The sequence below is a fragment of the Pseudomonas anguilliseptica genome (genome assembly GCF_900105355.1).
GTDB classification, from domain to species: Bacteria; Pseudomonadota; Gammaproteobacteria; order Pseudomonadales; family Pseudomonadaceae; genus Aquipseudomonas; species Aquipseudomonas anguilliseptica.
This window is the reverse complement of sequence record NZ_FNSC01000001.1, coordinates 1,643,181-1,658,657: the sequence shown is the minus strand read 5'-3', so window position 1 is coordinate 1,658,657 and position 15,477 is coordinate 1,643,181. Positions and strand designations below refer to the sequence as shown.

The 15,477-nt window shown below is 60.1% G+C and carries 16 protein-coding genes and 1 pseudogene; 3 read left to right on the top strand and 14 right to left on the bottom strand.

Going from position 1 to position 15,477, the window contains the following annotated elements:
- The first annotated feature begins 19 nt into the window (after positions 1–19).
- Complete coding sequence (locus tag BLW24_RS08055) at positions 20–223, top strand: twin transmembrane helix small protein (protein ID WP_090378939.1); 204 nt, start codon at positions 20–22, stop codon at positions 221–223.
- Between the two features lie 5 nt (positions 224–228).
- Here BLW24_RS08055 and BLW24_RS08050 read toward each other — a convergent pair whose 3' ends face one another.
- The 4 genes from BLW24_RS08050 to coxB are packed head-to-tail and all read right to left on the bottom strand — an operon-like array spanning position 229 to position 4,437.
- Entirely contained in the window at positions 229–1,125 is an 897-nt protein-coding gene (locus tag BLW24_RS08050; protein WP_090378936.1) for a cytochrome c oxidase subunit 3, read from the bottom strand.
- Positions 1,126–1,137: 12 nt separating this feature from the next.
- Complete coding sequence (locus BLW24_RS08045) at positions 1,138–1,692, bottom strand: cytochrome c oxidase assembly protein (protein ID WP_090378933.1); 555 nt, start codon at positions 1,690–1,692, stop codon at positions 1,138–1,140.
- A gap of 11 nt (positions 1,693–1,703) precedes the next feature.
- Positions 1,704–3,308 carry a cytochrome c oxidase subunit I gene (gene ctaD, locus BLW24_RS08040; RefSeq protein WP_090378930.1) on the bottom strand — a complete coding sequence of 535 codons (1,605 nt, stop codon included), beginning with the start codon at positions 3,306–3,308 and terminating at the stop codon, positions 1,704–1,706.
- Positions 3,309–3,312: 4 nt separating this feature from the next.
- Positions 3,313–4,437: a cytochrome c oxidase subunit II gene (gene coxB / locus BLW24_RS08035; protein ID WP_090378927.1), complete on the bottom strand. Its 1,125-nt coding sequence runs from the start codon at positions 4,435–4,437 to the stop codon at positions 3,313–3,315.
- 361 nt (positions 4,438–4,798) lie between these two features.
- Between coxB and BLW24_RS08030 the strand changes: the two genes are divergently transcribed.
- Positions 4,799–5,455 carry a hypothetical protein gene (locus BLW24_RS08030; RefSeq protein ID WP_090378924.1) on the top strand — a complete coding sequence of 219 codons (657 nt, stop codon included), beginning with the start codon at positions 4,799–4,801 and terminating at the stop codon, positions 5,453–5,455.
- Between the two features lie 107 nt (positions 5,456–5,562).
- Here BLW24_RS08030 and BLW24_RS08025 read toward each other — a convergent pair whose 3' ends face one another.
- From BLW24_RS08025 to BLW24_RS08015, 3 genes and pseudogenes are all read right to left on the bottom strand, one after another.
- Entirely contained in the window at positions 5,563–6,291 is a 729-nt protein-coding gene (locus BLW24_RS08025) for a carbonic anhydrase (protein ID WP_090378921.1), read from the bottom strand.
- A 118-nt stretch (positions 6,292–6,409) separates the two neighbouring features.
- Positions 6,410–7,468 (bottom strand): PA0069 family radical SAM protein, encoded by a 1,059-nt coding sequence (locus tag BLW24_RS08020; RefSeq protein WP_090378918.1) that lies wholly within the window; start codon positions 7,466–7,468, stop codon positions 6,410–6,412.
- A gap of 92 nt (positions 7,469–7,560) precedes the next feature.
- A pseudogene (locus tag BLW24_RS08015) lies at positions 7,561–8,527 on the bottom strand (AEC family transporter).
- 80 nt (positions 8,528–8,607) lie between these two features.
- On the opposite strand from BLW24_RS08015, the gene BLW24_RS08010 reads away from it, so the two are divergent.
- Positions 8,608–9,012, top strand: coding sequence for a GFA family protein (locus BLW24_RS08010; protein ID WP_090378915.1), 405 nt, complete (start codon positions 8,608–8,610; stop codon positions 9,010–9,012).
- Between the two features lie 12 nt (positions 9,013–9,024).
- Here the strand turns inward: BLW24_RS08010 and BLW24_RS08005 are convergent, their stop codons facing one another.
- The 7 genes from BLW24_RS08005 to BLW24_RS07975 all read right to left on the bottom strand — a co-directional run bounded on the left by BLW24_RS08005 (position 9,025) and on the right by BLW24_RS07975 (position 15,451).
- A complete protein-coding gene (locus BLW24_RS08005; protein ID WP_090378913.1) occupies positions 9,025–10,116 on the bottom strand; it encodes an IS630 family transposase in 1,092 nt (363 codons plus the stop codon).
- Between the two features lie 78 nt (positions 10,117–10,194).
- A complete protein-coding gene (locus BLW24_RS08000) occupies positions 10,195–12,147 on the bottom strand; it encodes a DUF7844 domain-containing protein (RefSeq protein WP_090378910.1) in 1,953 nt (650 codons plus the stop codon).
- The gene (locus BLW24_RS07995; RefSeq protein ID WP_090378908.1) at positions 12,144–12,464 is read right to left on the bottom strand and encodes a DUF2388 domain-containing protein; all 321 of its coding nucleotides are present in this window, start codon (positions 12,462–12,464) and stop codon (positions 12,144–12,146) included. Before BLW24_RS07995 ends, BLW24_RS08000 begins: the two co-directional genes overlap by 4 nt.
- A gap of 103 nt (positions 12,465–12,567) precedes the next feature.
- Positions 12,568–12,885 (bottom strand): DUF2388 domain-containing protein, encoded by a 318-nt coding sequence (locus tag BLW24_RS07990; protein ID WP_090378905.1) that lies wholly within the window; start codon positions 12,883–12,885, stop codon positions 12,568–12,570.
- 93 nt (positions 12,886–12,978) lie between these two features.
- Entirely contained in the window at positions 12,979–13,185 is a 207-nt protein-coding gene (locus BLW24_RS07985; protein ID WP_090378902.1) for a DUF1127 domain-containing protein, read from the bottom strand.
- 265 nt (positions 13,186–13,450) lie between these two features.
- On the bottom strand, positions 13,451–13,666 hold the full coding sequence (locus tag BLW24_RS07980) for a DUF1127 domain-containing protein (protein WP_090378900.1): 216 nt from the start codon (positions 13,664–13,666) through the stop codon (positions 13,451–13,453).
- Positions 13,667–14,047: 381 nt separating this feature from the next.
- Positions 14,048–15,451, bottom strand: a complete 1,404-nt coding sequence (locus tag BLW24_RS07975; protein WP_244161112.1) for an NAD(P)(+) transhydrogenase (Re/Si-specific) subunit beta — start codon at positions 15,449–15,451, stop codon at positions 14,048–14,050.
- Between the last annotated feature and the right edge of the window lie 26 nt (positions 15,452–15,477).

Below are 15,477 nucleotides of genomic sequence, written 5' to 3'. Positions count from 1 at the left end.
TTCCGCTTGGGAGTCACGCATGCTCAAAGCCGCGATCGTCCTGTTACTACTGGCTACTCTGGTCAGCCTGTTCAGTGGTCTGTTTTTTCTGGTCAAGGACGAAGGCCGCACCTCACGGGTGGTCAACGCGCTGACTGTGCGCGTGACCCTTACCGCGCTGACCGTTGCCCTTATTGCCTGGGGCTTCTACAGCGGCCAACTGGTCACACATGTCACCTGGTAACCGCGTCACAGCACATAAACGAAGACAAACAGACCAATCCAAACCACATCCACAAAGTGCCAATACCAGGCCGCCGCCTCGAAGCCGAAGTGCTGCTCGGGGCTGAAATGACCACGGATCACCCGAATCAGCATGATGCTCAGCATCAGCGCCCCCAGGGTCACGTGGGCACCGTGAAAGCCAGTGAGCATAAAGAAGGTTGCGCCGTAGATGCCCGAGCCAAGAGTCAGGCCCAGTTCGGTGTAGGCATGGATGTACTCCTCGACCTGCAGTACCAGAAAGGCGATGCCGAGAATCACTGTCAGTGCCAGCCACAGAGCCAGCGGTTTGCGGTGGTTCTTGCGCAACGCGTGGTGGGCAAAGGTCAGGGTGAAGCTGGAAGTGACCAGCAGAATGGTATTGATCAGCGGCAGACCCCAGGCGCTGATGGTGCCACTGGGTGCCGGGTAGAGCTTCGGATCAGGCGTGTTGAGCAACGGCCAGCTGTACTCGAAGCCCGGCCAAAGCATGTTGGCGATGCCCTTGTCGCCTTCCCCACCGAGCCAGGGACCGGCCCAGGTGCGCACGTAGAACAACACACCGAAGAACGCGGCGAAGAACATCACCTCGGAGAAGATGAACCAGCTCATGCCCCAGCGGAATGAGCGATCCATCTGCGGGCTGTACATGCCGGAGCGGCTTTCCTTGATCACATTGCCGAACCAGCCGAACAGCATATAGGCGAGAAACAACCCACCGATAAAGAAGATCAGCGGGCCGTTGGAGTCGGCGCGATCGGCCTTCATATCGTTAAACCAGGTGCCTACACCGTACACCGAAAACAGCATGCCCAGGGTGGCGATGATCGGCCACTTGCTCTGGGCCGGGACGTAATAGCTTTCGTGAGTTTCGTGACTCGACATTTATTGTTCTCCTTATGGAGCCGTCGCTTGTGCCACCGGCGGTTTGCGCACGGTGATATCAAACAAGGTGTAGGCCAGGGTCAGGTGGCGAACATCTGCTGGTAAGTCTCTATCGACGATAAAGCGCACCGGCATTTCGATACGCTCACCGGGTTGCAGTACCTGCTGGGTAAAGCAAAAACACTCGGTCTTGTGAAAGTAGGCAGCGGCTTTGGACGGCGCCACGCTGGGAATTGCCTGGGCGGTCATCGGCTTATCCGTGGGGTTGTAGGCGACAAACAGCATCTGCGTGCTTTCGCCCGGATGCACCAGAAGCTCGTCGGCCTGAGGACCGAACTCCCAGACCATCTCAGCGGCATTGGTGGCGAGAAACTGCACCCGCACCTGGCGCGACTCATCGGTGCTTTGCAACCCGGCCTCATAGGCCCCGGCGGTTTTGCCGTTGATACCAAAGGCCTGGCACATCACGTCATAGATCGGCACCAGAGCAAAGCCGAAGCCGAACATGCCGACCACCACCAGTAAAAGGCGGATAACCAGACGGCGGGTCGACAGGGCTTCACTCATCGGTCGGCTCCCTATTTCACTTCAGGCGGCGTAGTGAAGGTGTGATAGGGCGCAGGCGACGGCACCGTCCACTCCAACCCTTCGGCACCATCCCAAGGCTTGGCTGCGGCGGGCTTGCCGCCACGAATGCACTTGATGACGATAAACAGGAACAGCAACTGGGTGGCACCGAACATAAAGGCGCCAATGCTCGACACCATGTTGAAGTTGGCGAACATCATGTTGTAGTCCGGAATGCGCCGCGGCATGCCGGCCAGGCCGACAAAGTGCATCGGGAAGAACGCCAGGTTCATACCGACGAAACTCATCCAGAAATGCAGCTTGCCGAGGGTCTCGTCATACATGTGCCCGGTCCACTTAGGCAGCCAGTAATAGGCTGAGGCAAAGATGCCGAAGATCGCTCCGGGCACCAGCACGTAATGGAAGTGCGCCACCACGAAGTAGGTGTCGTGGTACTGGAAGTCCGCCGGGGCAATGGCCAGCATCAGGCCGGAGAAACCGCCGATGGTGAACAGGATGACGAAGGCCACCGAGAACAGCATCGGTGTCTCAAAGGTCATCGAACCGCGCCACATGGTGCTGGCCCAGTTGAACACCTTCACCCCAGTCGGCACGGCAATCAGCATGGTGGCGTACATAAAGAACAATTCGCCGGTCAGCGGAATGCCGACGGTGAACATGTGGTGCGCCCAGACGATAAACGACAGAAAGGCGATGCTCGCCGTCGCATAGACCATCGAGGTGTAGCCAAACAAGGGCTTGCGGGCGAAGGCAGGAATGATCGAGCTGACCGCGCCGAAGGCCGGCAGGATCATGATGTACACCTCGGGATGACCGAAGAACCAGAACACGTGCTGGAACAGCACTGGGTCACCGCCACCTGCAGCGCTAAAGAAGCTGGTGCCGAAGTGGATGTCCATCAGCATCATGGTCACGCAACCGGCCAGAACCGGCATCACCGCGATCAACAGGAATGCGGTGATCAGCCAGGTCCAGACGAACAGCGGCATCTTCATCAGGGTCATGCCGGGGGCGCGCAGGTTGAGAATGGTGGCGACCACGTTGATCGCGCCCATGATCGAACTGATGCCCATCAGGTGCACGGCAAAAATAAAGAAGGTCACCGACTCCGGCGCGTAAGTGGTCGACAGCGGCGCATAGAAGGTCCAGCCGAAGTTCGGCCCGCCACCCTCCATGAACAGCGTACTGACCAACATGCCAAAGGCGGCCGGCAGCAGCCAGAAACTGAAGTTGTTCATCCGTGGCAGGGCCATGTCCGGCGCGCCAATCATCAGCGGAATCATCCAGTTGGCCAGACCGACGAAGGCCGGCATCACCGCACCGAAGACCATGATCAGGCCATGCATGGTGGTCATCTGGTTGAAGAACTCCGGCTGCACGATCTGCAGGCCGGGTTGGAACAGCTCGGCACGAATCACCATGGCCATGCTGCCGCCCAGCAGGAACATGGCGAAGCTGAACCACAGGTACATGGTGCCGATATCTTTGTGATTGGTGGTCAACACCCAGCGCATCAGGCCCTTGGCCGGGCCGTGGTGATGGTCATGTCCGGCATGACCGTGGCCAGCGTGGCCCGGATCGATCACTGCACTCATGTCCTTACTCCTGAGCCTGTTTGAACGCGAGGATGTCTTTCGGCGTGACCATGTCGCCTACCGCATTGCCCCAGGCGTTGCGTTCGTAGGTGATGATCGCGGCGATATCGACTTCCGAGAGCTGCTTGCCAAAAGCGGCCATCGACGTGCCCGGCTTGCCGTTGACCACGATATTGATATGCCCTTTTGCCTCACCCTTGGCGATGGCCGAGCCTTTGAGTGCCGGGAACATTGGCGGCAGGCCTTCACCGGTTGGCTGGTGGCAGGACGCGCAGTTGGTCTGGTAGGACTTCTCGCCACGCGCCATCAGCTCGTCCATGGTCCACTCTTTAGTAGTCAGCTCACGTTCGGCCGCCGCGGCAACCTTGCGCTCGGCGAGCCAGGCGGCGTAGTCCTCTTTCGACTTGACTTCAACCACCACAGGCATAAAGCCGTGATCCTTGCCGCACAACTCAGTGCACTGGCCACGGTAGATGCCTGGCTCGTCGATACGCGTCCAGGATTCGTTGATAAAACCGGGGATAGCGTCCTTCTTCACCGCAAGTGCCGGCACCCACCAGGAGTGAATCACGTCGGCGGCAGTGATCAGAAAGCGCACTTTGGTGCCGACCGGTACCACCAACGGCTCGTCCACCTCGAGCAGGTAGTGCTCACCCTTGGTAGCCTTGTTGTTGATCTGATCCTTGGGCGTGGTCAGGTTGCTGAAGAACTCGACATCTTCACCCAAGTATTTGTAATGCCATTTCCATTGATAGCCCGTGACCTGAATATCCAACTCGGATTCGCTGGAATCGTAGATATCGATCAGGGTCTTGGTCGCCGGTATCGCCATCAGCACCAGAATCACCAACGGCACGACCGTCCAGAGGATCTCGACCGTGGTGCTTTCATGGAAGTGCGCAGGTTCCTGGCCCGTCGAGCGACGGTGGACGAGCATCGACCAGAACATCGCGCCGAACACGATTACGCCAATCACGACGCAGATCCAGAAGATCGTCATGTGCAAGTCAAATACTGAGCGGCTGACCTCGGTGGCACCCGGCGTCATATTGACGCCCCAGCTGGCGTGCGCCGAGCTGAATACCAGCCACAACAGGAGGCCCATCCAGACTCGTGGATGTCGCATCATTGCGGGTTCCCCTTGATTGTTCTTGTTATCCCGCCGAATCGCTCAGTGGCTAATTCTTCGCACATTTCACGGTGAAAATGCCTGCGAAGACTGTCCATGCCGCAGTCGATTCGGAGTTATCAGGTACTGCCTTTCGAATTCGAGTATAGACACGGACTTGCACCTGGCAACGCGAAAGCCGAAATGAACAACAGACTACAAGGCACGCGCTAGAGACCGCGGCTGGCGCGGGATAGGCAGGGGCGGCGAGTGCGGCATATAGCCGACTCGCATAACTGTTTAATAATTATGACAATCGGGTCTTAGCCGAGGCGCTCAGCCAGCTAAGGTTCTCGCCCATGTCCTCATTTCAGGAGTAGTCATGAACATCGCCGCTTTGCACGCACTGATCCAGCGTGCGCACCAGCACGAAGCCAGTACGGGTCACCTGGCCAGCCAAATGCAGGCCCACATGGGCCAATTGCATCCGTCCATCCGCCTGCCCAACGAAGACACTCAAGGTGTGCTGCAGCGTTTTGTCAGCGCCTATATCGAGCAGGTGCCGGAACTGTTGCAAGCCGCTCATCAGGTGTCGCAGGAAGCGGGGATCGAGGCGCAGATCAAGCCGGTACTCAAGGTTGCCGAGCAGTTTTTTCTACAGCCACCTGCGCTGATGGCCGGTCACGAAGGGCTGGAGGGATTGCTGGATGAGGCTTATCTGGCCCATCGTCTGGTCGAGGAAGTGAATGATCGCTACATCACCCACCTGGGCGCACCGTTGATTCCGCTGGATACCACGGTGGCCAACCTGATCGCCCACCAGCTGATTGGCGAAGCCTTCGCCAACCAGTTGGATGAGGCGGTACACCATGCCGTCGACGGTATGCTCGACGATGCCAGCTTTGCCCAGGACTCGGTGCAGGCCTACCGCGAGCGCCTGCACAACCCACAAACCGACGCGGCCTGGCAGCGCTGGCCGTGCCTGTCGCGACAGCTCGGGGTTGAGCTGCAGCTGGATGAAACCCGCGCGGCGGGTTAGCAGGCCTTAACCCCTCGCGCGTTTGCTGACTTGCAGGCCGTTGAAAAATGTAGGCGAGGCCGTTTTTAACGAAGTATTGCCAACGCAGGTAGTTTTTCAACAGCCTGCTAGCTGCTTGGCAGGTAGCGCGCGCGGGGGGTGGCCATCGGCAGTGGGCCGTCGCCGATCAGGCGGAATTCGCCTTTCTCCGCGTCGTAAGCCTTGATCTCGCTGGTTTCGATGTCATACACCCAGCCGTGGATAAACAGCTGGCCGCTGGCCACGCGTGCCGCCACCGACGGGTGGCGGCACAGGTGATTAAGCTGCGCCACCACGTTCTCCTCGGTGAGAATGCCCAGCCTGTCATGGCCTTCGCAGCCGCAGTTCGCCTCGACCACCTTGAGCGCCACTTCGCTGTGGCGCAGCCAGGCCTTCACCGTCGGCATGCTCTCCAGGGTTTCGGGGGCCAGCACGGCCTTCATCGCACCGCAGTCAGAGTGGCCGCAGACAATGATGTGCTGCACGCCCAACGCCAGCACCGCGTACTCGATGGCAGTGGATACCCCGCCCATCATCTGCCCGTAGGCCGGCACCACATTGCCAACGTTACGGTTGACGAACAGGTCGCCCGGCGAGCTCTGAGTGATCAACTCCGGCACCACCCGCGAGTCGGCGCAGGTGATAAACATCGCGCGCGGGTTCTGCGCAGTGGCGAGCTTTTTGAACAGTTCTTCCTGCTGCGGAAAGATTTCGCTGCGAAAGCGCTTGAAACCATCGACGATGGTCTGCAGGGCTTCCTCGGCACTCTCAGTGCCTGTGCGCCCTTGCAGCGGAATCAACTGATGCTTGTATGGCATGTTTGCGACCTCTGAACCTGAAAAAACCTGCTAAAGCGACAGCCAAGCAGGCTGGCAAGTCACATGCCAAGTGTTACTGCCTCGAACCCTGACGGCAACCGTTAACGGTGCCTGCCCGTTAGAGCAGCGCAAGCTGACCACCCGGCGGACAGAAGCGCGTGCAGTCCAGGTTAAACGCTTCGCGTCGATTCAGGCCCAGGCGCTTGCTGGCCTGGGCAAAACGTTGCGCGAGCAGTTCGGCAAACGCCCCTTCACCACGAAAACGCTGACCAAAGCGGCTGTCATAAAGCGCGCCGCCACGGCTCTGCCGGATCAGGCTCAGTACATGCTCGGCGCGCTGCGGATAGTGCGCCTGCAACCACTCTTCGAATAACGGCGCTACTTCACGCGGCAGGCGCAACAGCATGTAATTGGCACTTTGCGCACCAGCCTCCTTGGCAGCCGTCAGCAAGTGCTCCAGTTCCATGTCGTTGATCATCGGGATCATCGGCGAGCACAGCACACCGACCGGAATACGCTTGTCACGCAGTACGCGGATCGCCCGCAGGCGCGCTGCCGGCGCAGCGGCGCGCGGTTCCATGATGCGTTTGAGTTCGTCGTCCAGAGTGGTCAGGCTGATCATCACCGCCACCAGACGCTGCTGCGCCAGCTCGGTGAGCAGATCGAGATCGCGCAGAATCAACGCACCCTTGGTGACGATAGTGACTGGGTGACGGTAGTCGAGCAGTACCTTGAGGCTGTTGCGAGTCAGCAGGTGCTGACGCTCGATCGGTTGATAAGGATCGGTGTTGGAACCCAGGTTGATCGGCGCACAGACATAGCCAGGCTTGCTCAGCTGCTGTTCAAGCAGGGCCACGGCATTGGTCTTGGCGATCAGCTTGGTTTCGAAATCCAGCCCTGCCGACAGGTCCCAGTAAGCGTGGCTGGGCCTGGCGTAGCAATAAATGCAGCCATGTTCACAGCCGCGGTAGGGATTGAGCGAGCGGTCAAACGGCAGGTCCGGAGACTGGTTGCGGGTGATGATGCTTTTCGCGGTTTCACTGCGCACCTCGGTCGCCCGGCTGGGCGGCACCTCCTGCAGCCAGCCATCGTCAGTGGCGATAATGCGCTGCGAGGCAAAGCGGTTATGCGGATTACTGGCGGTACCGCGACCGCGTGGGGGCAGAGAAACGGACATGGGCTGGCTCCATAAATTACTGTATATAAATACAGTAATTTATCTGCATCACCAAGCGCCAGCCGTCCGCCTGACCCTCCCCGGGATATGAATCAACCCGCCACCAGCAGCAACAACAGCGGCAAACTGGCCGCCGCCAGCAAGGTCTGCAAGGTGATGATGCCGGCCATCAGTTGGCTGTCACCGCCCAGCTGTCGGGTCAATACATAGGCCGTGGGCGCAGTTGGCAAAGCAAAGAACAGCACCAACACGGTGCTTTCCATCGCCGGTAACTGCAGACCATAGGCCACCGCCCAGGCCAGCATCGGCATGCCCAGCAGACGCAGCAGGCTGTTCCACCCCAGGGCCGGAATCTCGCCGCCCAACTGTTCAGGTTTCAGCGCCGCGCCAACGCAAAGCAGACCCAACGGCAGGCTGGCAGCAGCCAACAGACTGAGCAGCCGGTCACTGCCGCCCGGCAGGCCAAGGCCACTGAGGTTGACCAGCGCACCGCCCAGGCAGGCAAGGATCAACGGATTCTTCAGGATCGGCAGCAACAGGCTGCGCGCACTGACGCCACGCTCGGCGGTCAGCGGTCAGCGGTCAGCGGTCAGCGGTCAGCGACCAGACTGACAGCACATTCACCGTCGGCACCATCAGGGCGAGCATGATGGCCGCCAGAGTCAGGCCTTCCTGGCCGAACAGGCTGCCCACCGCCGCCAGGCCGAGGTAGGTGTTGAACCGCAGAATGCCTTGGCTGAACGCGCCAAAACGCCCCACTGGCCAGCCCCGTACGCGTCGCACCAGCAGCAGTGCCAGCCAGGCGATACCCAGCGCCAACAGCACGGCCAAACCCAGGCGCGGCAACGCCGGATTATCCAGCGGCGCGGTTGCCAGGCTGCTGAACAGCAGCGCCGGGAACAGCATGAAATAGTTCAGTCGCTCGGCACCCGGCCAGAACGCCTCATTGGGGAACGCCCAGCGGCGCAGGTAATACCCGGCGACGATCAAGGCAAACAGCGGCCACAAGGCCAACAACAGCTCCAGCACGGCAACCTCCAGCCACAGGCAAGCCGCCATCTTGAGCAGGCGCAGGGGGTGACGCAAGATCGACGTCGGGATTAGGCTGGTTTATCTGACCGTCACGACGAGAACGCCCTATGTCTGCTTTCCATCAAGGCGGTTGCCACTGCGGGGCCATGCGCTATCAGTTCGCGGCGCCACTGCAGGACATCGCCCACTGTCATTGCAGCATCTGCCGACGCAGCACGGGTGGCATCGTCACCACCTGGATCACCGTGCCGCTGGCGAGCTTTCGCTGGCTGGCCGGCATGCCGCGCGAGTACTCCTCATCGTCCAGCTGCACGCGCTATTTCTGTGGGCAATGCGGCGCACATCTGGCGTTGTTCACCCAACTCAGTCCGGAAACCCTGGATGTGACCGTCGCAACGCTGGACGCACCGGAGCAGGCCCCGGCGGATCGGCATATCTGGGTGCAAAGCCGTCTGCCCTGGCTGCACCTCGACCCGCAGTTGCCCGAGGAATATCAGGAACTCATGGACTAGCGGCCTGTCTGGTTAATCCAATAACTCATTCCGAATTACAGCCAGCTTTGCTCGATGCACGGAGCTGATAATCGACTCAGCCGTTTTGCTCCAGCGGAACGGCTTAGCCGAATGTTCGTTATGAGCCTCAATGAAGCGACGTATCGCCGCTCTCAGGTCAGCCACGCTGCTGAAGGCATCACGATAAAGCGCCCGTCTTTCCAGTTGCGCAAACCAGCCCTCCACGGCGTTCAGCCACGAGGCGCTGGTCGGTGTGAAGTGCAGCTTGAAACGGGGATGCTTCTCCAGCCATTCCCTGACGGCAGCGGTCTTGTGAGTCGAGCTGTTGTCCAGAATTACATGCAGGTCCAGCTCGGCGGGGGTGCTGCGGTCGATCTGTCGAAGGAACTCCAAAAACTCCTTGGCCCTGTGCCGCTGGGTGATACGGCCGATGACCTTACCCGTCAGGATGTCAAAGGCTGCGTACAGACTGGCCGTACCGTGGCGCTTATAGTCATGCGTCCGCCGCTCAATCTGCCCGGGCTTGAGCGGCAGCATGGGCTGTGTGCGGTCCAGCGCCTGGATCTGTGTTTTTTCGTCAACAGATAGCACCAGGGCGTTGTCGGGCGGATTCAAATAGAGCCCGACGACATCGACCACTTTGTCTGCAAAGTGCGGGTCGTTACTGATCTTGAAGGTTTTCAACCGGTGCGGCTTGAGGTCGGCAGCAGCCCACACCTGTGCGACCTGCCAGATGCTGACCCCAGCGTACTTGGCCATCAACCGTAGGCTCCAGTGGGTAGCTTCGCGCGGGACTCGCTGGGTCGTCAGCGTCAGGATTTCCTTGATCTTCGCTTCGTTGAGCTTGCGAGGCGCTCCACTGCGCCGCAGGTCACTCAGCCCCTCCAGACCGGTCTCCTGGTAGCGTTTACGCCATTTGAAGACCACTGGCGCAGAGACTTGCAGCTGCACGCTGATCTCCTTGGGCGTGAGACCGTTGGCCAGCAGCAACAGAATTCTGGCCCGCTGGCCGATGCTCTGAGGCAGCGATCCCATGCGTAACCAGCCTTGCAGCATGTCGGCATCACTGGGACTCAAGAAGAATGGGGCTGCTGGCCGGGCCATATGGGAGCTCAATTCATGACGATAGAGCGCGCAGTATACTGGCCCGGCATTGGATTAACGAATTTTACAGACAGTTCACTAGGGCAACTGCAGGCCGCCGCCGGCTTTGTGCAGGGCGCGCAGATGCTTGCCCAGTTGTGTCAGGTTGGTTTCAGTGGCTTGTAGCTCGGCCAAACGAGCCGGCTCCAGCAGGGTGCGCACTTCCTGGTCGAGGTTGTCGCTGAGCTGACGCAATTGCTGCTGCCGCATCTGGCTCTCGGTTTCCAGTCGTTGCCATTCGGCGCGCTGCGGCAGGCCGTAGCCGCCTTCAAGCAACTCCGCCGGGCGACTGAGAAAACCGCTATTGGCGAGGATCTGCTGCAACGCGCCACCGGCCTTGTTCAATGTGGGGTCAACGCCATCTCGGCCGCTGAGGTAGCGGCGCTTAAGCTCATCCTGAGCCAGTAACAGTTGCCGGCGCAGTGCCGCCTGTTCGAGCAGCAGCAGGGCTGCGCTGGTACGCAGATCGGCCCGGGCGAACCAGGGTTGGCGCTTTTCGGCTGGCTGGGCCAGCCAGTCCTCGACCTGCGTCTGCTCAATCGGCAGCTGCGCCTGCAGCACACTGAACATGGCCTGGTAACGGTCACGGAACGAGTCGAAGCGATAGCCCAGACGCAACGCCTCGGCAGCGTCAGCCAGTACGCTGCGGTCGGCCAGATCGCGCGCCACCAGGGTGTCGAGCAGGCCGTTGGGCATGATGCTGTCGAGCGCATGCAGGCGCGGGTGCTGACTGCCGCTGCGCAACAACTTGAGGGTTTCCACGGCGCAGTTGTTGGAGATAAACCAGTAGTTGCCGTCGTAGCTCCAGTGCTGCTCGGCGGCGCGGGTCACCAGGTGCTCCAGTTGAGTGCGGTCCAACTTGAGCGGCACCGAGGCCAGGCTGCGCAGCTCGACCTTGGTGTATTCCTCGATCACCTGCTCCAGCGGCAGGACGAACAGCCGCGACGGATACACACCGGTCAGACCATCCCAGCTGGACAGCTGCACATCGCCGACAAAGGCGCGGTAGGACAACACCAGATGCTCCTGCAAATCCAGCCGGCAATCCGGCCCCAGCGGCCGCCCAGGCGCACAGATGACCAGACGCAGCATGCTGTGGCCCCAGCGGCTGGCCAACGCGTCGTTGGCTTCGGCCAGCAGGTAATCCACCTGATAGACCCGCTGCGGGTCGATGCTGCCCAGCGGCTGGCGCGCGAAGTCGCGCCCGGCATTCAGGTAGGCCAGACCTTCGGCACAGGGCTGCTGATTTGCCGGCGTCCAGGCGAAGTGCGCGCTCAGGTAGCGCGCCAGAGAGGGGCGGCGACAGGCGTAGCTGGGGTCGAGGAGGAAATACTCCATGTTGACCGCGAGAAACTCGCGCGGGTTGCTCAGCTCGTAGCTATCCGGGCTGCGCGCGACCTGATGATTGTCCGGCTCGCGCGCACCACGCCGGCCGACCTGCTGTGGCCAACCGGCCAGGTCGAGCATCAGCGGATCATCGCTCAGGGTGAAGCGCCGCGCCGTTTGCCCGCGGCAGTGATCCGGTAGGCCAACTGCCCCCACACTCTGCTCGCGCTGCCGACACTGGCGCTGCAACTGCCGCTCTGCCTGCGGCCAGAGCAGGGCGCGGTCATATAGATGAGTGATTTCATGCAGCACGGTCGCCAGCAACTCTCGGCGCACGCTGCCATGGGGTCGATTGGTCAGGGTGGTGGCGCTACTGCCGTCGCTTAAACCGGGCAGCAACGCGGCATTCAGCTCGATGCCGCTGAAACGTCCGGCGCGGCCATACACCTGTGCAGGCAGATTGCGCCAGCGCACGCTGACATGGCGATCGAGTTGCTGTCTGAGGCGTGGCGGCAACGCGGCCAAGGCATCTTGCAGCAGATGCTGGCTAGCCTGACGCTCAGCAGGGCTGAGTTCGGCGTCCGTGAGCTGCAGGCGCAACTCGGCCTGACTGCAGGTGCTGGCCAGTAGCGCAAACCCGAACAGCCAGGTACGCGGCCAACTCACAGCGCCAGAATGGCTTCGGCCAGTACCAAGTCGGAGGCGCCCCGCGCCTCAGGCACTTGGCTACGAATGGTGCCGATGGCCGCTTCCAGCTGGGCGCCACGGATCTGCCCTTGGCTGGCGACAAAGCTGGCTGCATCATCACGCGCCGCCAGCACGACCTTCGAGTCACGGATAGAGGTTGTAGTATCTGAGGTGAAATCCAGGGTGCGATCCAGCGCGCGCACAATAATATTGCTGGTCGCCACCAGGGTTTGCGCCTGTGCGGTGGCACTGAGCAGTACAGCCGCGACCAGGGTGCTGAGCAAGATAGGGCGCATTGCATCTCCAAAGTTCAGCCATTATGTCGGTTGGACCGGCTTAGACGGGCAGTGTGCCACACAGTTCCGCCAGCGCTTCTGGCTAAGCGCTGGCGGTGTGCGCTCAAAGGCTGAGGATTGCCGTCGCCAACTGCATATCGTCACCTTGCAGCGTCGGCACCTGCTGACGGATATGCTGCAGAGCGGCCTCCAGACGCACCCCACGGATGTCGCCCTGACTGGCAACAAACGCGGCGGCGTCATCGCGCGCGGCCAACACAACCTTGTCATCGGTAAAGGACGAGGACACATCAGAGCTCGCTTCCGAAGTTGCCCCGACGGCCCCGACCACTGCATCGGTGGTAACCACAAAACTGGTGGCGCTTACCGTGCCTGCCAGCGCCAGTAGTGCAGCAAGGCTCAAGGTCTTTATCACATTCATATCCACACTCCTGTAAATGGCCTGACAGTCAGGCTGGGTTCAGTGTAGACCTCGGTTGTACGGGTTGGTTGTACGGGTTGGTTGCCCAGCTGCTTAGCGCCAGAACGGCTTTGCCAACTCGGCCTGACGCTGCGCCTCGGTGATGCCTGCGTCGGCCAACTGACGGCTATCGAGGCGTGCCAGTTGCCTGCGAGTATGCAAATTGCGCTGCCAGCTGCAGAGCGCGGCATAGGCGCGTAACCAGTGTGGGTGATCCACCTGAGTGTTTTGCGAGGGTTGATGCTTGAGCGTGCGTTCCATGGCGCAATTCCTTGTCAGAGACGAAAGAGAGCAACCTATGGTGCGCGGAAGCGGAGGGCAGGGTCAGAGACAGCACCTGAAAATTGTTATGACGCAGTAAGCTTTTTATAAGAACTGTACCGTTCAACAGCACTGCAGACTGTTGCAGCCAGGCAACTGCTTCAGCACTTTCCACAGCACATAAAAAGAAAGCCCCAGCACGCAGGGCGCTGGAGCTTTCAAAAATCCCATAAAGGGAGGAGCAGAAATTGGTGCCTGGCAGCAGTTAACGCCAGAAGGGCTTGCTCAGTTCAGCGTGACGCTGTGCTTCGCTGATACCGGCATCTGCAAGCAGGCGGGCGTCCAGGCGAGCAAGCTGGCGGCGGCTAACAACGCGGCGCTGCCATAGCAGAACAGAAGCCAGCATGCGCAGCGGCAGAGCGCTGGAGCCGGTGGATTGGCTGTGATCGAAAAACAGGTCGGAACTGAGGGTACGTTCCATGGTGGTCATCCTTCCGCTTGTGGCGGGTCAGTGGTGTGTTGCGATGGGAGAATTATTGCCGTTGCCCCCACTTCGCTGTAGCCACAGCTGAATGAAATTGCAGCACAAATAGATAGCTTGCCTTGTAACTGTTTAGCCTGTTTTGCATTCAACTGTACCGGCCATAAGTGCTTTAGCCTAAAAACCATACAAAAGCAGATAAAAGCCCTACTTATATAGTTAAAGCTCAGTGAATCTATATAGGTACAGTTGCAAATTGCACTTATGTGACAGCTGACCTGTTTTTCAGATTTCCCTCTGGAAAAATCACTTTTCTGATCGAGCGGACAGAAAAAAGCCCGGCTAGCGAGCCGGGCTTTTTCTACAACGCAGCGGTGAGGTTTAGTCGACCGCTTTAACCATATCTTCGATGACCTTCTTGGCGTCGCCGAAGACCATCATGGTCTTGTCCAGGTAGAACAGTTCGTTGTCCAGGCCGGCGTAGCCGCTGGCCATCGAGCGCTTGTTGACGATCACGGTCTTGGCTTTGTAAGCCTCGAGGATCGGCATGCCGGCGATCGGCGACTTCGCATCGTTCTTCGCGGCCGGGTTGACCACGTCGTTGGCACCCAGCACCACGTCGGCCTGGCCGAACTCGGAGTTGATGTCGTCCATCTCGAACACCTGCTCGTAAGGCACTTCGGCCTCGGCCAGCAGGACGTTCATATGGCCAGGCATACGACCGGCAACCGGGTGGATCGCGTACTTAACAGTCACGCCACGGTGGGTCAGCTTTTCCGCCAGCTCCATCAGCGCGTGCTGGGCACGGGCCACCGCCAGGCCGTAGCCCGGAACAATGATCACGGTGTCGGCGTTGGTCAGCAGGAAGGCCGCATCGTCGCTCGAGCCAGACTTGACCGGACGAGCTTCCTTGGCACCAGCAGGACCCGCTCCTTCAGCCGCGCCACCGAAACCACCGAGGATCACGTTGAAGAACGAACGGTTCATCGCCTTGCACATGATGTACGAGAGGATCGCGCCGCTCGAGCCCACCAGCGAACCGGCGATGATCAGCATCGAGTTGTTCAGCGAGAAGCCGATACCGGCTGCCGCCCAACCCGAGTAGCTGTTGAGCATCGACACCACAACCGGCATGTCCGCGCCGCCAATCGGGATGATGATCAGCACGCCGATGACGAAGGCCAGAGCCAGCAGGATGGCGAAGGCGGTGATATCACCGGTGAAGGTGTACACCAGGCCCAGACCGAGAATCGCCAGGCCGATGGCCAGGTTGACCCAGTGTTGGCCCTTGAACTGTACCGGTGCGCCCTGGAACAGGCGGAACTTGTACTTGCCCGAGAGCTTGCCGAAGGCGATTACCGAACCGGAGAAGGTGATGGCACCGATGGCCGCACCGAGGAACAGCTCCAGACGGTTACCCGCGGGGATTGCATCACCCAGAGCAGCAACGATGCCCAGCGACTGCGGCTCAACCACTGCAGCAATGGCAATGAATACCGCGGCCAGGCCGATCATGCTGTGCATGAAGGCGACCAGCTCCGGCATTTTGGTCATTTCCACGCGCTTGGCCATGATCGAGCCAGCGGTACCACCGACCAGCAGGCCGACGATCACATAACCGATGCCCTGGGTGGCGATTTCCGCACCGAGCTTGTAGATCAGGCCAACAGTGGTGAGCACGGCGATGCCCATACCGATCATGCCGAACAGATTGCCGCGACGCGACGTGGTCGGGTGCGACAGACCTTTAAGGATGGTCTGAAAAAGACTTCCTGATTTTGGCAAAATATCCGCACTCCACCCGCCGAGTT